This window comes from Myxococcus stipitatus DSM 14675 (assembly GCF_000331735.1).
In the GTDB taxonomy this organism is placed as follows: domain Bacteria; phylum Myxococcota; class Myxococcia; order Myxococcales; family Myxococcaceae; genus Myxococcus; species Myxococcus stipitatus.
On sequence record NC_020126.1, the window covers coordinates 854,492 to 875,011 of the forward strand.

Genomic DNA, 20,520 nt, shown 5'->3' on the forward strand with positions numbered 1-20,520 from the left:
GAGGGGGCTGTCCCCTCCCTGGAGTCGGGCGAGAACGGAGGTGTTCCGAGCCGGAAACTCCGCGCACGCCAGAGGCTGCTCATGGCCGAGAAGAAGGATGTAACCCGCCGTGTCGCGGCCCGTCCGCCGCGTCGACCGGTGGAGGACGACTCCGACACGCTGGACTCCCGCCAGCTCCTGCGCGTGCTCACCGCCGTGCGCAAGGGCGACTTCTCCGTGCGCATGCCGGTGGACAAGGTGGGCAACGCCGGCAAGGTGGCGGACTCGCTCAATGAAATCATCGAACTCAACGAGCGCATGGCGCACGAGTTCGAGCGCATCGGCAGCGTCGTGGGCAAGGAGGGCCGCATCACCCAGCGGGCCCACCTGATGAGCGCGCTGGGCTCCTGGGCGCACTGCGTGGAGTCGGTGAACACGCTGGTGGCGGACCTGGTGCAGCCCACCACGGAGATGGGGCGCGTCATCGGCGCGGTGGCGAAGGGGGACTTGTCCCAGACGATGGCGCTGGAGGTGGACAGCCGTCCCCTCAAGGGCGAGTTCCTGCGCACCGCGCGCCTGGTGAACGGGATGGTGGAGCAGCTGGGCGCCTTCGCCTCGGAGGTGACGCGCGTGGCGCGCGAGGTCGGCACCGAGGGAAAGCTGGGTGGCCAGGCCAAGGTGAAGGGGGTGGCGGGCACGTGGAAGGACCTCACGGACAACGTGAACTCCATGGCCTCCAACCTCACCTCCCAGGTGCGCAACATCGCCGAGGTGACGACGGCGGTGGCCAAGGGGGACCTGTCGAAGAAGATCACCGTCGACGTGCGCGGCGAAATCCTGGAGCTGAAGAACACCATCAACACGATGGTGGACCAGCTCTCCTCCTTCGCCTCGGAAGTGACGCGCGTGGCGCGCGAGGTCGGCACCGAGGGAAAGCTGGGCGGTCAGGCCGTGGTGAAGGGCGTGGGCGGCACGTGGAAGGACCTCACGGACAACGTGAACTCCATGGCCTCCAACCTCACCTCCCAGATGCGCAACATCGCGGAGGTGACGACGGCCGTCGCGAACGGAGACCTGTCGAAGAAAATCACCGTCGACGTGCGCGGCGAGATCCTGGAGCTGAAGAACACCATCAACACCATGGTGGACCAGCTCAACTCGTTCGCCTCCGAGGTGACGCGTGTGGCGCGCGAGGTCGGCACGGAAGGAAAGCTGGGCGGTCAGGCGGTGGTGCGCGGCGTGGGCGGGACGTGGAAGGACCTCACGGACAACGTGAACTCCATGGCCTCCAACCTCACGGCGCAGATGCGCAACATCGCGGAGGTGACGACGGCCGTCGCGAACGGAGACCTGTCGAAGAAGATCACGGTCGACGTGCGCGGTGAGATCCTGGAGCTCAAGAGCACCATCAACACGATGGTGGACCAGCTCAACTCGTTCGCCTCGGAGGTGACGCGTGTCGCGCGCGAGGTGGGCACGGAAGGAAAGCTGGGCGGTCAGGCGGTGGTGCGCGGCGTGGGCGGGACATGGAAGGACCTCACGGACAACGTGAACTCCATGGCCTCCAACCTCACGGCGCAGGTGCGCAACATCGCCGAGGTGACGACGGCGGTGGCGCGCGGAGACCTGTCGAAGAAGATCACGGTGGACGTGCAGGGTGAGATCCTGGAGCTGAAGAACACCATCAACACGATGGTGGACCAGCTCAACTCGTTCGCCTCGGAGGTGACACGCGTCGCGCGCGAAGTGGGGACGGAAGGAAAGCTGGGCGGCCAGGCCGAGGTGAAGGGCGTGGGCGGCACGTGGAAGGACCTCACGGACAACGTGAACTCCATGGCCTCCAACCTCACCACGCAGGTGCGAGGCATCGCCAAGGTGGTGACGTCCGTCGCGAATGGCGACCTGAAGCGCAAGCTGGTGGTGGACGCGAAGGGGGAGATCGCCGAGCTGGCGGACACCATCAACGGGATGATCGACACCCTGGCGGTGTTCGCCGACCAGGTGACGACGGTGGCCCGCGAGGTGGGCATCGAGGGGAAGCTGGGGGGACAGGCGCGAGTGCCGGGCACGGCGGGCATCTGGCGCGACCTCACCGACAACGTGAATCAGCTCGCCGCCAACCTCACGACGCAGGTGCGCGCCATCGCCGAGGTGGCCACGGCGGTGACCAAGGGCGACCTCACGCGCTTCATCACCGTGTCCGCACAGGGCGAGGTGGCCGCCCTCAAGGACAACATCAACGAGATGATTCGCAACCTGAAGGACACCACGCGCAAGAACACGGAGCAGGACTGGCTCAAGACGAACCTGGCCAAGTTCACCCGCGTCCTCCAGGGGCAGAGGGACTTGCTCACGGTGTCCAAGGTCATCCTCTCGGAGCTGGCGCCGCTGGTGGATGCGCAGCACGGCGTGTTCTTCATCTCCGACCGCGCGGAGGGCGGAGAGCAGATGCTCAAGCTGCTCGCGTCCTACGCCTACCGGGAGCGCAAGGGGCTCTCCAACAGCTTCAAGCTGGGCGAGGGACTGGTGGGGCAGTGCGCGCTGGAGAAGGAGCCCATCCTCCTCTCCGACGTGCCGGACTCGTACATCCGCGTCTCGTCGGGGCTGGGAGAGGAGGTGCCTCGCAGCATCGTCGTGCTGCCGGTGCTCTTCGAGGGGGAGATCAAGGCCGTCATCGAGCTGGCCTCGTTCCACCGCTTCAGCGACGTCCACATGGGCTTCCTGGAGCAGCTCACGGAGTCCATCGGCATCGTGCTCAACACGATTGCCGCCAACATGCGGACGGAGGCGCTGCTCAAGCAGTCGCAGGCGCTCACCGATGAGCTGCGCAAGCAGCAGGAGGAGCTGACGGAGACGAACAAGCGCCTGGAGCTGCAGGCAGCCTCGCTCCAGCAGTCGGAGGAGCTGCTCAAGCGCCAGCAGGAGGAATTGCGCCGCACCAACGAGGAGCTCCAGGAGAAGGCGCAGCTGCTCTCCGAGCAGAAGACGGAGGTGGAGCGGAAGAACGGCGAGGTGGAGCAGGCCAAGCTCGCGCTGGAGGAGAAGGCCGAGCAGCTCAGCCTCACGTCCAAGTACAAGTCGGAGTTCCTGGCGAACATGAGCCACGAGCTGCGCACGCCCCTCAACAGCCTGCTCATCCTCAGCCAGACGCTCAGCGAGAACATGGACGGCAACCTCACCGGACGTCAGGTGGAGTTCGCCAAGACGATTCATGCCTCCGGCGCGGACCTGCTGGAGCTCATCAACGACATCCTGGACCTGTCGAAGATCGAGTCCGGAACCATGGCGGTGGACGTGGGGCCGCTGCGCTTCATCGACCTGCGCGAGTTCGTGGACCGCACCTTCCGGCAGGTGGCGGACACGAAGGGCCTCTTCTTCGACATCGACGTGGCGCCGGACATGGCGGGGGAGGTGGAGACAGACGCCAAGCGGCTCCAGCAGGTGCTCAAGAACCTCCTCTCCAACGCGTTCAAGTTCACGGAGTCCGGCTCGGTGTCGCTGCACATCGGCCTGGCCCGAGGCGGCTGGTCGTCGGACCACCCGGTGCTGTCGGCCGCGCCCTCCGTCGTCGCCTTCTCCGTGCGAGACACCGGCATCGGCATCCCCAAGGACAAGCACCACATCATCTTCGAGGCCTTCCAGCAGGCGGACGGCTCCACCGCGCGCAAGTACGGCGGCACCGGCCTGGGGCTGTCCATCAGCCGCGAAATCGCGAGGCTGCTCGGCGGAGAGATCCGCCTGGAGAGCGAGCCGGGGCAGGGCAGCGTCTTCACCTTGTACCTGCCGCTGGACTTCCGGGCGGAGCGGCCGGGGCTGGACGCGCGGCCCGCGGCGCTGTCGCTGGCCCACGCCGTCTCGCTGCTGCCTCCGCTGCACCTCGAGGAGGTGGCCCCCGTGGCGCCGTCGCCCGCGCTCCTGGGCATCGAGGATGACCGCGGCTCCATCCAACCTGGAGACCGGGTGCTCCTGGCGGTGACGCATGCGCCGGACCCCGCGGCGAGGCTGCGCGCGGCGGCGCGAGTCGTGGGCTTCAAGCTGCTGGTCTCCACGGAGGTGGAGGGCGCGCTGGAGGCGGCGCGCAACACGCGGCCCGTGGCGGTGGCGGTGGACCTGGACCTGCCGGAGCTGGCGGGGTGGGTGGTGCTGGACAGGCTCAAGCACGACGCGGCGACGCGGGCGCTTCCCGTGTACACCGTGTCCGAGGAGGACCACCGCGAGCGCTCCCTGCGGCTGGGCGCGCTGGGGCACCTGCGCGCGGCGGCGGACCCGGACGCGGCCGCCGCGGCGCTCGCCTCCCTGCGCGACTTCGTGGAGTGCCCGGGCCGAGGACTGCTCATCGTCGAGGACGACGCCACCCACCGTCAGGTCCTGGTGGACCTGCTGGGCAGCGAGGACGTGCGGACGGTGGCGGTGGGCTCGGCCGCCGAGGCGCTCCTGGCGCTGGCGGAGCACCGCTTCGACTGCGTGGTGTTGGACTTGGGGCTGCCGGACATGTCCGGCACGGAGCTCATCCGCCGGGTGCGCCAGGAGCACGGCGCGGGAGGTCCCCCCATCATCGTCTCCACGGGCCGGGAGCTGACGCGCGCGCAGGAGTCGGAGCTGCGCCGCGTGACGGAGGCCATCGTCGTCAAGGACGCGCGCAGCCCCGAGCGATTGTTGGAGGAGACCAGCCTCTTCCTGCACCGCTCTCCCGAGCACCTGCCGGAGCCCAAGCGGCGCATGCTGGAGAAGGCGCGCGAGAAGGACCCGCTGCTCGTGCACCGCAAGGTGCTGGTGGTGGACGACGACGTGCGCAACATCTTCGCCCTCAACACCGTGCTGGAGCGCTACGGCATGACGGTGGCGTTCGCGGAGAGCGCGCGCGAGGGGCTGGACCTGCTGGCGCGGGACCTGGACATCGAGCTGGTGCTGATGGACGTGATGATGCCGGAGATGGACGGCTATCAGGCGATGCGCGCCATCCGGAGCATGGAGCGCGTGGCGCACCTGCCGATTCTCGCCCTCACCGCGAAGGCGATGAAGGGAGACCGCGAGAAGTGCCTGGAGGCGGGCGCGTCCGACTACATCACCAAGCCGGTGGACATCGACCAGTTGCTGAGCCTCTTGCGCGTCTGGCTGCACGCGCCCAGGGGAGGGCGGCGGGCGGGGCCTGCTCCGCGCGATGTGGAGCGGGCAGGCGAGGGACACCCTTCCGCTCGAAGCTGAACACTTCGGGCGGATTGTGTTGACGCATCGAATCGGGTGGGCAAGGTGGAGTGGTGAGCGACGCCGGACTTCCTCCGCGGGTCCAGCGCTTCATCACGACGCACATCGACTCCCTGGAGAAGCTGGAAGTGCTCCTCCTGCTTCGCTCCCAGCCGGGGCGGGAGTGGACCGCGTCATCGGTGAGCCTGGAGTTGCGCATCGCAGAACCTTCCGCGGCCATGAGGCTCGCGGACCTCGCCGCGAGGAGCCTGGTGGTGAGCGACGGCGGGACTGTGCCCGTCTATCGCTTCGGCCCGGCGAGCTCGGAAGACGCTCAGGCGGTGGCGGAGCTGGCGTCGGTGTACGCGGCACGGCGCGTGAGCGTCATCACCTTCATCTTCTCCCGGCCGTTGGACAAGGTGCGAGGGTTCGCGGAGGCCTTCGTGCTCAAGAAGGACAAGGACGGTGACCATGGCTGAAGCGGTCTACATCCTGTGTGCCCTGACGAGTGTGGCGTGCGCGGTGCTGCTGCTGCGCGCCTGGAAGCGGACCCAGTCCCGGCTCTTGTTGTGGAGCGGGCTGTGCTTCGTGGGGCTGGCGGTGAGCAACGTGCTGCTCTTCGTGGACCTGGGGCTCTTGCCGCCCTCCATCGACCTGTACATGCCCCGCCAGCTGTCCACGCTGGCCGCGGTCTCCGTCCTGCTCTACGGACTCATCTGGGACGCCACCTGAGGTCGCCTTGTCCATGCTCCGGTCCATGCTCAACGGCGCGGTGGCAATGGGGTGGCTGGCCTGCGCGCTGTTCTTCCTGCGCTTCTGGAAGCAGTCGAACGAGCGCCTGTTCGGCTTCTTCTCGCTGTCCTTCCTGATGCAGGCGCTGACGTCGGCGGCGTCCGGACTCATCGACGCGCAGGATGAGCGCCGCAACTACATCTACGTGGCGCGGCTTGTCGGCTTCCTCATCATCCTCTACGCCATCTGGGACAAGAACCGGGGGAACCGGCGCCGCTGATGTCTCACGGCGCACGCCCCTGTCCGCGTCCGGTTCGATGGTGACGTCGCGGAGGGATGCTTCTCCTGGGAGGACAGGAGAGAGCACCCATGCGCTTGCGCCGTCGCGACTTCCTTCGTCTTTCCGCGCTGGGAGGAGGTGCGCTGGCGCTGGGCCCCACCTTCTGGCGGCAGGCCTACGCGATGCCCGCCGGGCCAGGGCCCAGTCCCTATGGCCCCATCTCCTCGCGGCCGGATGCCCACGGCCTGCGCCTTCCTCCGGGCTTCTCGTCGCGCATCATCGCTCGCTCGAGCGAGGTCGTCGCCGGCACGGACTACACGTGGCACGCCGCGCCGGATGGAGGCGCGTGCTTCGCGAGGCCCGAGGGCGGGTGGATCTACGTGTCCAACTGCGAGTGGCGTCCGGGCGGCGCCAGCGCGGTGCTCTTCGGCGCCGACGGCGCCATCGAGTCGGCCCACGCCATCCTGTCCGGCACGGAGATGAACTGCGCCGGAGGGCCCACGCCTTGGGGGACGTGGCTGTCCTGCGAGGAGCGTCCCAAGGGGCGCGTGTGGGAGTGCGACCCGCGCGGACCCTCGCAGGGCGTGGTGCGCGGAGAGCTGGGCAGCTTCTCCCACGAGGCGGTGGCGGTGGACCCGGACGGCCAGCGGCTCTACCTGACGGAGGACCAGGTCAACGGGCGGCTGTATCGCTTCACTCCGGCGCGGTGGCCGCTGTTGACGTCGGGCGTGCTGGAGGCGGCGTCGGTGACGGGGGATGCGATGAAGGGCCTGGCCACGGTGCGCTGGGTGCCGTGCGCGAAGAACCTGCCGGCCTCGCGCCAGCCCGCCGTCGCGGCCCGGACGACGGTGTTCAACGGCGGCGAGGGGTGCTGGTACGACAGCGGCGTCGTCTACCTCACGACGAAGGGGGACAACCGCGTCTGGGCCCACACGCCCTCCACGGGGCGGCTGGAGGTCATCTACGCCGCCGCGCTGTTCCCCGGCTCGCCCTTGTCCGGCGGGGACAACGCGGTGGTGTCGCGCTCCGGGGACCTCTTCGTCGCGGAGGACGGGCGCAACCGCGACCTCTGCCTCATCACGCCGCCTCCGCACCGCGTGGTGGCGACGTTCCTCCGGGTGCATGGACACGCGGGCTCGGAGCTCACCGGCCCCGCCTTCAGTCCGGATGGTCAGCGGCTGTACTTCAGCTCCCAGCGCGGGCCGACGAACTCGCCCTCCGCGGGCGTCACCTTCGAAGTCACCGGCCCCTTCCGCTGAACGGGGACGGGAGGGCGCGCCTTGACGGGTAGGGAGGCGCTCAAGCACAACGAGGTGCATGTCCACCGCACCGCTTCCCCGCTTCACGCCTCGCCGTGCCCTGGGACGCACCGGCTTCATCGCCACACCCGTGGGGATTGGAGACATCGCGGACCGCGCGGTGCCTCGGGCCACGCTGGTCGCCACGCTGCGGCGCGCGCTGGACGCGGGGCTCAACGTCATCGACACCGCGCCCGCCTATGAAGAGGGCTTGAGCGAGGAGGTCGTGGGCGAGGCGCTGCGCGGCGGGCGCGAGGGTGTCTTCCTCATCGACAAGGTGGATGAGCTCGACGCGCCGGTGGCGCCGCAGGTGGAGGCGAGCCTGCGCCGGCTGGGCCTCGACGCGGTGGACCTGTTCGCCTTCCATGGCGTGTCGGAGCTGTCCGCGTGGGAGGCGCTGGCCGCGCCAGGAGGAGGACTGGCGCAACTGGCCGCGTGTGTGCGCGCGGGGCAGGCGCGCTTCCGAGGCATCTCCAGCCATCACCCGGAGGTGCTGCTCGCCGCGGTGCGCTCCGGCTTGTGCGACGTGGTGATGTTCCCGCTGGGGCCCTTCGTGGACCCGCGCTACGTGGGGGACGTGCTGCCGCTGGCGCGCTCGCGCGGGGTGGGCGTGGTGTCCTTCAAGACGTTCGGCGCGGGCAAGCTCCTGGGCGACACGGAGGGCTATGGCCGGCCGTTGGAGACGCGGCCTCCGGGGGCGGCCCCGCTGCCGCACCTGAGCGTGGAGGAGTGCGTGCGCTACACGCTGACGCTGGACCCGGATGTCATGCTGATGGGGATGAGCCACCCCGGTGAGCAGGACGCGGCGCTGCACGCGGCCCAGGCGTGGCGTCCGCTGGCGTCGGAGGAGCTGGCCCGGGTGCGCGAGCGCGCGCGGGCCGCCATCCAGGGAAAGGGCAAGGTGTGGTGGGACCCTCCGGAGGCGTCCCGCGCGGGTTGAGGTCGACGGAGTCCCACGTCCTGAGTCATTTCCTACAAACACGCGCCGCGGTGCTCACGCGAAGCACTCAACGTCTGGCGGGTCTGGCATTGGACAGTCACCCTGTCCATCGAGGGGGGCGGCATTGTTGTGGCGTCCCGGACGTCCTTTGCTCAGGTCCCCATGATGCGCGGCGCATTCCTCCCTTCATGGGTCGCATCCATGTCCGCCGAGCCACCGTCTCTCGTTGAAACATCTCACGGTACGAACGGGCCTCGCCCTCGCGCGGACGATGAGTCCGCCGAGGCCGCGCGCCTGATGTTCTTGTCTCGCGCGGGGGAGTTGATGGGTGCGTCGCTGGAGTGGCGCACGGTGTTGCAGCGGTTGGCGGAGCTGGCCGTGCCCGTGCTGGCGGATTGGTGCGCGGTGGACATCCTCTCCGACGTGGGGAGCCTGGAGCGCGTGGCCGCCGCGCACCGGGAGCCGGAGAAGGTGCCCCTGGTGCATGAGCTGTTTCGCGTGGCGCCCGTGGACTGGAGCGCCTCCGGAGGCATCGCCGAGGCGCTGCGCACCGGGCGTCCGGTGCCCCTGCCGCGCGAGCGCGAGGGCGCGCCGTCGGAGGTGATTCAGCGGCTCGGGTTCCAGTCGGGCTTCGTGTTCCCGCTGCTGGCGCGGGGCCGCGTGCTGGGGGCCCTGTCGCTGATGCGAGGGGACGCGGGGGCGGGCTTCGGGGACACGGACCTGGAGGTGGCGCTGGAGCTGGCCCGCCGCGCCAGCCTGTCCATGGACAACGCGCTCTTGTACGAGGAGGCGCGCACGGCGCAGGCCTACTCGGAGCGGCTGCAGAACGTGACGGCGGCCCTGTGCCGCGCCGCCACCGCGGAGGAGGTGGCGCGGGTGGTGGTGCATGACGGGTTGCAGGCGATGGGCGCGGCGCGAGGCTCCGTCGCGGAGCTGTCCTCGGATGGCTGTCTGCACCTGCTGTCGTGCTTCGGCTACCTGAGCGAGTGGATGAACGCCTTCGAGGGGCGCAACATCCAGGGCGTCCCGGCGCTGGTGCGCACGGCGGAGCGGCGCGAGGCGCAGTGGTTCCAGCGGCTGGAGGACGTGCTGCCCGTCGCGGGCATCGCGGTGGATGACCTGCTGCTGATGGGAGAGGGCGCGCGCGCCGTCCTGCCCCTGGTGACGGACCAGGGCGTGCTGGGCTTCGTGGGGCTGGCCTGGAGCGCGCCGCGGGTCTTCTCGCCGCAGGAGCGGGCCTTCCTGGAGGCGCTGGCGCAGCAGTGCTCCCAGGCGCTGGAGCGCGCGGCGCTGTACGGGACGCTGCGCGAGCGCGGGGAGCGGCTGCACCACGCGCTCCAGATGGGCAAGGAGGCCGAGGAGCGGCTGTTCTTCCTGCTCGAGGCGAGCCGCGCGCTGGCGGAGCACCTGGACGACGTGGAGTGGACGCTGGAGCACGTGGCGCGGGTGGCCGCGAGCAGCGTCGCGTCCAGCTGCCTGGTGGAGCTGGTGGGGCCGGATGGCTCGCTGCGGTGCGTGGCGTCCGCGCACCAGGAGCCCTCGCGCGATGCGTCCGTGCTCCAGGCGCTGGGGGGCGAGGGCGCGCTGTCCCTGTCCCGGGAGTGCTTCGTCACGGGCGAGCCGCGCTTCGTGCCGGACGTGGACGCGGCGCTGTGCGAGCGGATGGCGGCGAGCGACGGACACCGCTCGCTGCTGGAGGCGCTGCGGCCCGCGTCGCTGCTGGCGGTGCCGGTGCGCACGCGCGGGCGCACGCTGGGCGTCATCACGCTGGGCACGTCCTTGCCGCAGCGTCCGCTGGCCATGTCGGACGTGGCGATGATGGAGGAGCTGGCGCGGCGCGTGGCGGTGGCGCTGGAGAATGCGTCTCTGTATCGCGACGCGCAGGCGGCGGTGCGGCTGCGCGACGAGTTCCTGTCCGTGGCGAGCCATGAATTGAAGACACCGCTGACCAGTCTCAAGCTGCAACACGGTCTCATCGACCGGGCGCTGGGGCCGGAGTCGCGCGCGCGGGTCGTCCCGCGTCTGTCGACGGCGATGCGACAGGTGCAGCGGCTGGCCTCGCTGGTGGACCACCTCCTGGACGTGAGCCGTGTCTCCCTGGGGCGGTTGACCATGGAGCCCACGGAGGTGGACCTGGGGCAGGCGGTGCGCGACGCGGTGGAGCGGATGGAGGAGGTCTTCACCGTGGCCGGGTGCGTGGTGCGCGTGGACATCCCGGAGCCCCTGCTGGGCCGCTGGGACGCGCTGCGGCTGGACCAGGTGCTCGTCAACCTCCTCACCAACGCGGCCAAGTACGGCGCGGGTCGTCCCGTGCAGGTCTCCGCGACGGAGATTGACCGCGAGCTGGTGCGGTTGTCCGTGCGCGACGAGGGAATCGGCATCGCCGCCACGGACCTGCCGCGCCTGTTCGGCCGCTTCGAGCGCGCGGTGTCGGAGCGCCACTACGGGGGCCTGGGCCTGGGGCTCTACATCAGCCGCCAGATTGTCGAGGCCATGGGGGGCCGCATCGACGTGCAGAGCCGCGAAGGTGAGGGCTCTGTCTTCACCGTGCACCTGCCACGCGCGCCCACGTGAGGAATGTTTTCATCACGCTGTCGCATCATGGCTCACGCTGACTCACTCCGTTGAGAGTGCTCCACGCATCGTGAATCCGGTGGCCGAGCTTCGAGGGCACGGGTCTTCCTCGTGAGGTGGTAGGCCTCGCGTGGCGCTCGACGCCCGTCGGACATCTGGACCTGGAGAACCTGCATGCGAAGTCGCGGCGACATGATGAAGTCCTCTCTCTTGGTGGCCCTGTGCGTGTTGCTCGCGAGCGGCTGCGGTGGCGCTCCGACGGCGGACGGTGAGAACGGGGGAGACCCCCAGGCCGGAGGGCTCGAGGGTTCGACCGACGTCGAGGGGAACGTGGACCCGGTGAGCGGAGAGGGCGCGGGCCGTGACAAGGTCACCGTCTGCCACATTCCTCCGGGCAACCCCGCCAACGCGCACACCATCACCGTGGGCGCCCCGGCCGTGAAGGCCCACCTCAAGCACGGCGACACGCTGGGCGCGTGTGGCTCCGAGCAGGATGGCGGCAGCGCGCCGGACGCGGGGACGGAGCCGGACGGCGGCGGTGAGCCGGATGCCGGTGAGCCCGACGCGGGCAGCCCGCCGGATGCGGGCACCAGCCAGGACGCGGGCAGCCCGACGGACGCCGGCGTGTGCCTGCCCGTCGACTCCGACTGCGGCCCGTCCTCCGTGTGCTGCCAGGGCCTGAGCTGCTCCTCCGCGGGCCTCTGCGAGCCCCACATCGGCTGAGCCCCCCGGCCCCCAGCCACCGGATGTTCCAGAGGCCGTCCCCCTCATCCTGTGAGTGGGGCGGCCTCTTTGCGTTGAAGCGGGACGCGCCTGCGTCGGGAGATCCGCTCAAGAAACCCCACCTCGCGCGTCTACTCCCCAGTCAGCGCAGGCACGGGGATTGCCTGGAACGTCTCCAGGAAAACAAGAGAACACCAAACGGAGAAGTGGAATCCCCGTAAGTGCGTCTTGAAATGCGAGGCAGGCGGTAAAGTTTTCAACCGAATGGCTGTAGTTTCTGTCGTGAGAGAGGGGGAGACTTTCAGCTACGTGGGAGATGTCTTCCCACAGCGGTACGGAACCTGAGGTTCTACGCCACCTTCCCCCGCGTCACCCCGGCTGAATGCAGGTGGCACACGGCTCGCAGAGCAACGACGTCGTCCCGAAGTCCCCGTCCAGTCGCCCCCGCCCATTTCCCGTGTACGTCCAGAACGTCACCTGCTCCTGCATCCCCCCGCACTCCGACCCGAATGAGTGCCCGACCTGGGTGCGTCCTCATCATCGGAACACGCCCGCGGAGGCGAGCACGATGCTGTACGCGGGGACTCCTCCGCCGATGATGTTGATGGAGCCCACGCCCGTCCCGTCCCCGCTGGGGACGTCGCTGGTGGGCAAGCAGCTGGGGCACTTCAAGCTGCTGAAGGAGCTGGGGCGCGGCGGCATGGGCACGGTGATGCTGGCCGAGCACGCGCTCATCCAGAAGCGCGTCGCCATCAAGATTCTGCACGCGCACCTGGCGCAGGACCCGGACCTCGTCGCGCGCTTCCTGTCGGAGGCCCGGACGCTGACGGTGGTGCAGCACGAGAACGTCGTCGCGCTCTACGACCTGGACACGCGCGACGGGTGCCCCTACCTGGTGATGGAGTACCTGGAGGGGCAGAGCCTGGCCACCTTCGCCAAGGGGCCGCTGGCGCCGTCGCTGGTGGTGGACCTGCTCTCGCAGGTGTGTGACGCGCTGGGCGCCGCGCATGCGCACGGCATCGTCCACCGCGACCTGAAGCCGGCCAACGTCTTCCTGGTGCCCGGCCCCAAGGGCCGTCATCGCGTGAAGCTGCTGGACTTCGGCATCGCCAAGCTCCTGTCCCGGCCCGCGGGGCTGCACACCACGGAAGTGGGCGTGCTCCTGGGGACGCCGGAGTTCATGGCGCCCGAGCAGTGCGGCGAGGACGTGGTGGACGCGCGCACGGACATCTACGCGGTGGGCGTGCTGGGGTACTTCCTGCTCACCGGCCGCGTGCCCTTCATGGGCCGCTCCGCGGCGGAGGTGCTCATCGGTCACCTCCAGAAGCCCGTGGTGCCGCCGCATGAGGTGCTGCCCGGCGTGCCCGCGGCGCTGTCCCGCGTGCTCCTGCGCGCGCTCGCCAAGCGCCCCGCGGACCGCTTCGCCCAGGCGTCGGACCTGCGCGCGGCGCTGGCCACAGCGCTGGAGCCGGAGCCGGAGCCCGTGGCCTCGCCGCCGCCGGGCTTCACCGCGCGCGTCCGGGTGGCGGGCGCGCCGCACTCGCACGAGCTGCGCTGTGAGTGGGTGGGCCGCGCGGGGCTCTTCCTCCACGCGAACACGCTGCCGCCGCCGCTGCTCTCCGACGTGGGCCTCCTCTTGCGGCTGCCGGGCGGAGAGCTGGCCTGCACCGGGCAGGTGGTGCGCCACGTGACGGAGGAGCAGGCGAAGGCGTGGCGCATGTCGCCGGGCTTCGGGGTGCAGCTGCGCGACAACTCGCCGGCCTTCCATGACGCGCTGGCGCGGCTGAAGTCGGGTGCGCGGCTGGAGCCGCCCACGCCGCCGCCGTCCTCCCTGCGCGAGGACGCCGTGGCGGAGCGCGTGCTGCTGGGCTTCCGGGCCCGGCTCGCGGGGGACCACTACGCGGTGCTGGAGGTGCCTCGGGACGCGACGGCGGAGACGCTGCGCGCGGGCGGCCACCGGGCTCGCGCGGCGCTGGAGCCGCTCAAGTCGCGGAGCCTGTCCCAGGGCCAGCGCGCCCAACTGGAGCGGGCGGAGGAGCGGGTGACCTCCGCGCTGCACGTGCTGGGGCAGGTGGAGCGGCGCGCGGAGTACGACGCGGGCCTGGGCAACGTGGAGGGGGTGGAGCGCTGCCTCGCCGCGGGGCTCACCGTCACCGCGCTGGAGAACTGCCGCCGCCGCTTCCTCGCGGAGAACCCCGGGCGGGATGGCCGCGCGGTGGTGCAGCGGCTGTCGGGGGATGCGCTCGCCTCGGTGGGACGGCTCGAGGAGGCGCTCGCCGCCTACGAGCAGGCGGTGCGGATGGACCCGCTGGACCTGGAGGGGCTCAAGCGCTGGCGCTCGCTCCGCGTCCGCATCCGCAACACGCCCCCGCCCCGCTAGTCGGGGGCGGACGGCCAGGCGGGGCGCGACGGATGGTCGTTCCTTGCGTCCCAGGGGTGGCTCCTCGTTAATCCACCCGGACCCCCATGGCCTCCGACTCCGACGACTCGCTTCCTCCCTCAGGCCGCTTCACCCGCTTCCGCAAGCTGGCGGGCCTCTCCATGCAGGTGGGCACGGACGTGCTCAAGAGCGGGGCGAAGCGCCTGACGGGCAGCTCGTCGGAGATGCTCAGCAAGGGGGCCGCGGAGAAGCTGGTCTCCACCCTGGGCGAGCTCAAGGGCGCGGCGATGAAGCTGGGGCAGGTCCTCTCCATGGACCCGGACCTGGTCACCCCCGAGGTGCGGCAGGTGCTGGCGCGGCTGCAGAACCAGGCGCCCTCCATGTCCTATGAGCGCGTGGCCCGCGTGGTGCGCGAGGAGCTGGGCGCGCCCCCGGAGGAGGTCTTCCGCGAGTTCAGCCGCCAGCCCCTGGCCGCCGCGTCGCTGGGCCAGGTCCACGGCGCGGTGCTCCAGGACGGCGGCGGCGCGGCGGTGAAGGTGCAGTACCCCGGCATCGCCGAGTCCCTCTCGCACGACATGGAGAACCTGGGCCTCGTCGTGAAGACGGTGTCCAAGGCGTCGCGGCTGATGGATGGCTCGGCCTACTTCCAGGAGTTCAAGGACGAGCTGCTGCTGGAGCTGGACTACCGCCGGGAGGCGGCGCTGGCGGAGGAGTTCGCGCGCGCGGTGGCCCCGCTGGAGGACCTGTGCGTGCCGGCCATCCGCGCCCCGTGGAGCACCGGGCGCGTGCTGACGATGGAGCTGCTCCCGGGGCTCCCGCTCAAGGACTGGGTGACGACGCAGCCCTCCAACGCGGAGCGCTTCCGCGTGGCGCGCCAGCTCATCCGCGCGACGTACGGGCCCTTCTTCGGCGCGGAGCGGATTCACGCGGACCCGCACCCGGGCAACTTCATGGTGATGCCGGACGGGCGGCTGGGGGTGCTCGACTTCGGCTCCATCAAGCGCTTCAGCCCGCGCTTCGTGGAGGCCAACCGGCGCATGCTCCTGCAGGCCCTGCGCAGGGAGCCCATGGACGTGCTGGGGCTGAGCCTGGAGGCGGGCTTCACGGTGGAGCTGCCGGGCGCGGAGGCCGACGCGCTCATCCGCGAGGTGTTCCACATCGCCGGCAGGCCCATGCGGCAGTCGCCTTACGACTACGCCACCTGCGAAATCCCCCGGGACATGCGCAACCACTTCAGCCGCAACGCGGCGCGCTTCCTCAAGGTGAAGCCCCCACCGGAGGCGGTGATGTTCTTCCGCGCGACGGGCGGCCTGGCGCAGAACCTGCGGCTCATCGGCGCCCACGGGGACTTCCGGGGCGTCTACCTGGAGATGGCGGAGCGCTTCGGCTGAGGGCTCACGGCGCGGAGGAGGCGAGGGTGCCTCGCGCCTTCGCGTGGATGGCGTGGAGCTTCTTGGCCAGGTCCTCGCCCTGGGTGCTCTTGGTGATGTAGCCGTCCGCGCCAGAGTCCTTCGCCAGCTTGCGCAGCGTGGACTCGTCCGACGCGGAGAAGAGCACGAAGAGCGTGCCCGCCGGGGCCTGCCCTCGCGCCAGCGTCAGCACCTTGTCCCCGGTGAGCGCGGGGATGTTCACGTCCAGCAACACCAGGTCCGGCATCGTCGAACGCACCAGGTTCGACACGCCCAACGAGGAGCGGTGGGTCCGCACGTCGAACCCGTACGCCGACAACGAGCGCTCCGCCAACGTGAGTTGCTCCTGGTCGTCGTCCACCACCAGCACGCGGATCTTCATCTCCGACATGACTCCTCCCCCAAAGGGAGCGCGGACTGAGTGCCGCGGCCCACCGGAAGTCGCCACCGGGCCGGGTGGCCTACGAATTATCACCTAGGCACAGGCTTGCTGTCGCCACCTGTTGTCGCGGCAGGGCCCCGCCCAGCGTGAGGCATTGGCCCATAGCGGGCCGTCAGGGTGCTTGTCCACCCGCCCCATCCCCTGGGGGCGGCGTGGGTTCTCAACTTGAACGGTACTCCGTCGGAGGGACCCGGGGGGACAACTTCCCGGGCAGCAGGGGGAAGGTGAGGGTGAAGATGGCGCCCCCTTCCGGGCGGTTGGCGGCGACCAGCGTGCCGCGCGCACGGCTCACCACGTCGTGGGCCATGGACAGGCCCAGGCCCGTGCCGTGGCGCCCCTTGGTGGTGAAGAAGGGCTGGAAGATGGAGCGGAGGTTCTCCTCGGGGATGCCCGTGCCCTCGTCCTCCACGGTGATGACGGCCTGGCCCGACAGGCGCCGGCCTCGCACCCGCACGGTGCCTCCGTGCGGCATGGCGTCGCGCGCGTTGCGCAGCAGGTTGAGGAAGACGCAGCGCAGGTCCGCCGACGAGCTCTCCACCAGCGGCAGCCGGGGCACGTCCACCTCCAGGCTCAGGCTGAGCCCCTCCTTCGCCGCGCGGCTCTCCAGCTCCCCCCGCGCGATCTCCACCGCGTCGTTCACCACCTCCGCCAGCTGCACCGGCTCCATGGGGGACTCCGGCTGCTGCCGCGCGTAGTCCCGGAGGCGCGACAGCCGCGTGCTCGCGTCCGCGACGATGCGCAAGAGCGTGTCCACGTGCGCGGGAGGCTCCGGCATCTTCGCCTTGGCGCTGTTCATCTGGAGCAGCTCCAGGCGCAGCTTCATCGCGACCAGGAGGCTGCTCAGGTCATGTGCGATTCCGGACGCCTGCTCGCTCAACGTGCGCAGGTGCTCGCGCTCCGCCAGCGCGCGGCGCTCCTTCGTGAGGGACTCCTCCGTGAGGGACTCCTCCGTGATGTCCCGCGCCAGCACCAGCACCACCGGCGGCGTCAGGCCGGGGCTCACCCGCCGCACCCGCACCTCCAGGCGCTGATGGCCTCCGGCGTAGGTGTAGCGGGCGGTGTGCTCGTCGTCGTCCTCCAGGTGCTCCAGCGCGCGTGCCTCGGCGGCCACGGCGCTGCGCAGCGTGAGCAGCTCCGGGCCGGCCTCGTGGCCAGTGTCCGCCAGGTGACGCCAGGGCCCCCGTGCCAGCGTCAGCGATTGCCAGCGATGGTTGACCAGCAACACCTCGTCGCCGCGCAGCACCGCGAGCGCGCCCGCAAGGCCCTCCAGCGCCCAGGTATGGCGGGCGGGCTCGCGGGGTTCATGCAGGAAGTCCGGCCCATGTGTCTTCCTCACCTTCTCGAGGATGGCCATGAGCTCATTCTCAGACGAAGAATCGGGTGACATGACTTGAGCAGTAACCCAGGCCGCGAGACGCGGCAAGCGCGGGGCACTCTCGTGAGGACAGGGGGCCCGCAAAGGTGTTGTGTTGTGTGGACCGCGTGTCCTTTCCCCGCGGCATGGAGTCTTGATGTCTGAGCTACGCACGGCGGCCCGGCCTGGATTCATCCCAGCTTTGAACATTTCTTGAACACGGTTTGAACATCACCTGATGAACACGCGAGAACCCATGCCGCTCGTCACGATGAATCGCGAGAGCTTTGATTGCATCTGGAGTGATGATGACGACAGACATTTCCAATGAGCGAATCCGAGTGGCCCTCCTGGAGGACCAGCAGGTCTTCAGGGAGAGTCTGGTGTTGGTCCTGGAGAACGCGGGGATGGATGTGGTGGCGCGCTGCTCGCAGACGCCGCCCTTCCTGGCGCGGGTGCGGGAGCACATGCCGCATGTCGCCGTGCTGGACCTGAGGCTGGTGCCTCCGGACCAGGATGGGACGGAGACGGGGCTGACGGTGCTGCAGTGCCTGCACGACTTCTACCCGTCGGTGAAGGCCCTGGTGTTGTCGAGTCATCACGAGCAGGACGTGGTGGAGCAGTGTCTCCACGCGGGCGCGGCGGGCTACCTGTGGAAACACAACGTGGGCTGCGCGGACGTGGTGGAGGCCGTCACCCGGGTGGCGCGGGGAGAGCGGCTGATGCCCACCGGGCTGTCCTGGGGCCCGTCCGTGCCGGGCTTCCTGCCGCAGGAGGAGGTGCCCCTGGGCGGCGTGGAGCTGGGGCTGCTCACGCCCCGCGAGCGCGAGGTGCTGGGGTACGTGGCGGCGGGCGCGGACAACCTCAAGATCGCCGCGTGCCTGAGCATCACCGAGCGCACGGTGAAGGCGCACATCACCAGCATCTACAAGAAGCTGGGCTCGGAGAACCGCACGCAGCTGGCCGTCCTGGCGTGCCAGCTGGGCGTTCACCGCCCGGCAGGGGTGTGAGACTCCAGGGTCGGCACTTGCAGGCAATGGGAAGGAAACGGCGGGCGTGGCAGGGTGTGAAAGCCCGTGGCGCTCCTCCCCTCCCCCCGCGCCAGGGGCGTGACGTGACAGGACTCCGGCGGGCCAGGGCAGTGTCACGCAGCGCCTGCCCTGGCCCGTTGCTGTCGTGAGCGGCGTCAGGGCTTGACGGCGGTCACCAGCTCGAAGGGCCCACCGCCGAGCACCCGCGTCTGCTCGAAGCCCGCCTCCTGGAGCATCCGCTGGTAGAGCTCCACCTCGCGCAGCCGGCTGACGCACGAGTCCACGCCGATGAGGAAGTACGTCCAGAAGAACTGCGCGGCCAGCCGCTCCCCCGTGCGGAACTCCTCGCAGATGATGACGCGTCCGCCCGACGGCAGCGCCGCCCACGCGGACTTCAGCAGGTGCTGCGCCGTCTGCGCGGACCAGTCGTGCAGCACGCGCACGAACATCAGCACGTCATAGCCGCCGGGCAGCGGCTCCCGCAGGAAGTCCCCAGGCACGAAGCCCAGCCGGGCGGGCCCCAGGTCGAAGCGCTCCCGCGTGCGCTCCACCAGCGGCTGGGTGGCGGGCAGGTTGTAGACGTCCACGCGCGCGGTGGGGTGCTCGCGCGTCAGGTGCGCCGCGAGGCTGCCATCGCCTCCGCCCACGTCGAGTACGCGCATGCCGTCGCGCCACAGGTGCCGGGCGTGCTGCCGCAGCGACTCCAGGATGGGCGGCAGGCCCACGGCCATGCTCGTCTCGAAGCCCTCCAATTGCTCGGGCGTGCGCAAGGGCCAGTCGAAGTCGTCGGGCGAGATGGAGTGCTGGCCGCGCAGCACCTCGGGCAGGCGCCCGTGCAGCTTGCGCCAGGCGAACTTCTCCCGGTCTCTCTCCCGCGACTGAGGCCCGAGGACGGCCTGGGCCGCCTCGCGCAGCCCTGGCACCGCGCTGTAGCGCGCCGACGCGAGCGCGTCCGTGTCCTGCTCGCGCTTCACCAGCCCCAGGCTCTCCAGGCAGTCCAGCAGCTTGTAGAGCCGGCCCGGCACCAGCGAGTGCCTCGCGGACAGCTCCGCGAGCGTGATGGGGGCGGGCCCCTCCAGCGAGTCGAGCAGCCCCAGCTGGAGCGACGCCTCCACCACGTCCACCGCCTTCGCGCCATTGTAGAGCAGGTGCAACAGCGCTCGCGGCGACTCCGTCACGAGTCGCCCCGCGGCGCGGAGGACAGGCCCGCGTGCATGGGGCAGGCGCCGCTCACCATGGGAGGGGCGTAGGCGCTCATGGCGCCCTCCATGCAACCCTCGCGGCTCGCGCCGGGGGCATGGCCGCCCTCGCGCCGCCAGCTGGCCGTGAGCTCCACGCGCGCGTCCCAGAGGCTGCGGAACAGGGGCAGCGTCATGCGCCCCGCCAGCACCTGCGTGGGCAGGCCGTCCAGCGCCTTCACGGAGCGGTCCACGCCGATGGTGCGCCGCACCAACTGGAAGTGCGCGTGCAGCCAGCCCTGGAACGCCTCGTCGACGTCCAGCAGCTGCTCGCACAGGCGCTTCAGGTCATCCGGTCCGCCCCGGTAGATGCCGAGCACCGTCTGGCCGCGCCGCGCGAGCAGTCGCTCGAACGCCAGCGCCAGGCCCTCCGCCGCCTTGCGGAACATGTTGTAACCCGGTGACTCCTGTCCGCTGCCATTGCCCAGGCTGCGGCGGATGACCTGGTAGGTGTCGGGCGTCATCGTCTCCAGCACTCCCAGCTCGCTGGACAGGCCGCGGACGATGCGCACGACGCGCTCCAGCCGGGCGGACGCCGCCCACAGCGCGTCCCGGTCCAGCTCCGCCACGAGCTCGACGGTCTCCCGCGAGGCCAGCTTCAGCCACAGCTCCTGCGCCTGATGCACCACCTGAAACATCAGCTCGTCGTGGGCGACGCGCTCCGTCTCCCCCGACTGCAAGGACAAGAGCTGGGGGGTCTTCAGATAGACCTCGTAGTCCAGCTCTCCTCGGCCCACCCACTTCTTCAAGAGGGGGTTGAAGAGGGGGGTATCCAATTCTTGCCGCAATTTTTCCGCGAAACTGTAACCGGGTGACGTGTGCATGGGGCCCTCCAGAAGGGATGGGTGGGCACTCAGAGATGAGAACGCGAAGGAGTTGTGCCTGTCGGTGACGGCGGACGTGACTCGCTACGGGATGCAGCGAGGAGGTGCGCCGAGCCTGGGACGGACAAGGGC

General features: G+C 70.2%; 15 protein-coding genes. 11 read left to right on the top strand and 4 right to left on the bottom strand.

All coding sequences use genetic code 11. The features are described 5' to 3' along the window. The first annotated feature begins 81 nt into the window (after positions 1-81). The 10 genes from MYSTI_RS03445 to MYSTI_RS03490 all read left to right on the top strand — a co-directional run bounded on the left by MYSTI_RS03445 (position 82) and on the right by MYSTI_RS03490 (position 15,481). Positions 82-5,184: a HAMP domain-containing protein gene (locus MYSTI_RS03445; RefSeq protein ID WP_015346306.1), complete on the top strand. Its 5,103-nt coding sequence runs from the start codon at positions 82-84 to the stop codon at positions 5,182-5,184. A 53-nt stretch (positions 5,185-5,237) separates the two neighbouring features. After that, positions 5,238-5,642 (top strand): hypothetical protein, encoded by a 405-nt coding sequence (locus tag MYSTI_RS03450; protein WP_015346307.1) that lies wholly within the window; start codon positions 5,238-5,240, stop codon positions 5,640-5,642. Next, positions 5,635-5,895 carry a DUF5985 family protein gene (locus tag MYSTI_RS03455; protein ID WP_015346308.1) on the top strand — a complete coding sequence of 87 codons (261 nt, stop codon included), beginning with the start codon at positions 5,635-5,637 and terminating at the stop codon, positions 5,893-5,895. The genes MYSTI_RS03450 and MYSTI_RS03455 overlap by 8 nt, the downstream gene beginning before the upstream one ends. 13 nt (positions 5,896-5,908) lie before the next feature. Then, on the top strand, positions 5,909-6,175 hold the full coding sequence (locus MYSTI_RS03460; protein ID WP_015346309.1) for a DUF5985 family protein: 267 nt from the start codon (positions 5,909-5,911) through the stop codon (positions 6,173-6,175). An 89-nt stretch (positions 6,176-6,264) separates the two neighbouring features. Continuing rightward, complete coding sequence (locus MYSTI_RS03465) at positions 6,265-7,434, top strand: alkaline phosphatase PhoX (RefSeq protein WP_015346310.1); 1,170 nt, start codon at positions 6,265-6,267, stop codon at positions 7,432-7,434. A gap of 58 nt (positions 7,435-7,492) precedes the next feature. Continuing rightward, positions 7,493-8,413, top strand: a complete 921-nt coding sequence (locus MYSTI_RS03470; protein ID WP_015346311.1) for an aldo/keto reductase — start codon at positions 7,493-7,495, stop codon at positions 8,411-8,413. A 201-nt stretch (positions 8,414-8,614) separates the two neighbouring features. Continuing rightward, the gene (locus MYSTI_RS03475) at positions 8,615-10,987 is read left to right on the top strand and encodes a sensor histidine kinase (protein WP_044278602.1); all 2,373 of its coding nucleotides are present in this window, start codon (positions 8,615-8,617) and stop codon (positions 10,985-10,987) included. Between the two features lie 174 nt (positions 10,988-11,161). Next, entirely contained in the window at positions 11,162-11,710 is a 549-nt protein-coding gene (locus MYSTI_RS03480; protein WP_015346313.1) for an ICP22 family protein, read from the top strand. Positions 11,711-12,236: 526 nt separating this feature from the next. Then, a complete protein-coding gene (locus MYSTI_RS03485; RefSeq protein WP_233278154.1) occupies positions 12,237-14,090 on the top strand; it encodes a protein kinase domain-containing protein in 1,854 nt (617 codons plus the stop codon). A gap of 86 nt (positions 14,091-14,176) precedes the next feature. Further along, positions 14,177-15,481, top strand: a complete 1,305-nt coding sequence (locus MYSTI_RS03490) for an ABC1 kinase family protein (protein WP_015346315.1) — start codon at positions 14,177-14,179, stop codon at positions 15,479-15,481. A 4-nt stretch (positions 15,482-15,485) separates the two neighbouring features. Here the strand turns inward: MYSTI_RS03490 and MYSTI_RS03495 are convergent, their stop codons facing one another. Both MYSTI_RS03495 and MYSTI_RS40425 read right to left on the bottom strand, forming a co-directional pair. Next, on the bottom strand, positions 15,486-15,890 hold the full coding sequence (locus tag MYSTI_RS03495; protein ID WP_015346316.1) for a response regulator: 405 nt from the start codon (positions 15,888-15,890) through the stop codon (positions 15,486-15,488). Positions 15,891-16,101: 211 nt separating this feature from the next. Beyond that, positions 16,102-17,295: a sensor histidine kinase gene (locus MYSTI_RS40425; RefSeq protein ID WP_015346317.1), complete on the bottom strand. Its 1,194-nt coding sequence runs from the start codon at positions 17,293-17,295 to the stop codon at positions 16,102-16,104. Positions 17,296-17,603: 308 nt separating this feature from the next. Here MYSTI_RS40425 and MYSTI_RS03505 point away from each other — a divergent pair, with 308 nt between their 5' ends. Next, positions 17,604-18,305 (top strand): LuxR C-terminal-related transcriptional regulator, encoded by a 702-nt coding sequence (locus MYSTI_RS03505; protein ID WP_015346318.1) that lies wholly within the window; start codon positions 17,604-17,606, stop codon positions 18,303-18,305. A 176-nt stretch (positions 18,306-18,481) separates the two neighbouring features. Here the strand turns inward: MYSTI_RS03505 and MYSTI_RS03510 are convergent, their stop codons facing one another. Together MYSTI_RS03510 and MYSTI_RS03515 are read right to left on the bottom strand one after the other, a co-directional pair. Further along, positions 18,482-19,504, bottom strand: a complete 1,023-nt coding sequence (locus MYSTI_RS03510) for a methyltransferase (RefSeq protein ID WP_015346319.1) — start codon at positions 19,502-19,504, stop codon at positions 18,482-18,484. Then, positions 19,501-20,340 (bottom strand): tryptophan 2,3-dioxygenase family protein, encoded by an 840-nt coding sequence (locus MYSTI_RS03515; protein WP_233278155.1) that lies wholly within the window; start codon positions 20,338-20,340, stop codon positions 19,501-19,503. Before MYSTI_RS03515 ends, MYSTI_RS03510 begins: the two co-directional genes overlap by 4 nt. Between the last annotated feature and the right edge of the window lie 180 nt (positions 20,341-20,520).

Excerpts from the sequence above, each read along its gene's own strand:
- MYSTI_RS03445 (WP_015346306.1), top strand. The coding sequence starts at position 82 with ATGGCCGAGAAGAAGGATGTAACCCGCCGTGTCGCGGCCCGTCCGCCG.
- MYSTI_RS03455 (WP_015346308.1), top strand. The coding sequence starts at position 5,635 with ATGGCTGAAGCGGTCTACATCCTGTGTGCCCTGACGAGTGTGGCGTGC.
- MYSTI_RS03460 (WP_015346309.1), top strand. The coding sequence starts at position 5,909 with ATGCTCCGGTCCATGCTCAACGGCGCGGTGGCAATGGGGTGGCTGGCC.
- MYSTI_RS03465 (WP_015346310.1), top strand. The coding sequence starts at position 6,265 with ATGCGCTTGCGCCGTCGCGACTTCCTTCGTCTTTCCGCGCTGGGAGGA.
- MYSTI_RS03470 (WP_015346311.1), top strand. The coding sequence starts at position 7,493 with ATGTCCACCGCACCGCTTCCCCGCTTCACGCCTCGCCGTGCCCTGGGA.
- MYSTI_RS03475 (WP_044278602.1), top strand. The coding sequence starts at position 8,615 with ATGTCCGCCGAGCCACCGTCTCTCGTTGAAACATCTCACGGTACGAAC.
- MYSTI_RS03480 (WP_015346313.1), top strand. The coding sequence starts at position 11,162 with ATGCGAAGTCGCGGCGACATGATGAAGTCCTCTCTCTTGGTGGCCCTG.
- MYSTI_RS03490 (WP_015346315.1), top strand. The coding sequence starts at position 14,177 with ATGGCCTCCGACTCCGACGACTCGCTTCCTCCCTCAGGCCGCTTCACC.
- MYSTI_RS03495 (WP_015346316.1), bottom strand. The coding sequence starts at position 15,890 with ATGTCGGAGATGAAGATCCGCGTGCTGGTGGTGGACGACGACCAGGAG.
- MYSTI_RS40425 (WP_015346317.1), bottom strand. The coding sequence starts at position 17,295 with ATGGCCATCCTCGAGAAGGTGAGGAAGACACATGGGCCGGACTTCCTG.
- MYSTI_RS03505 (WP_015346318.1), top strand. The coding sequence starts at position 17,604 with ATGACGACAGACATTTCCAATGAGCGAATCCGAGTGGCCCTCCTGGAG.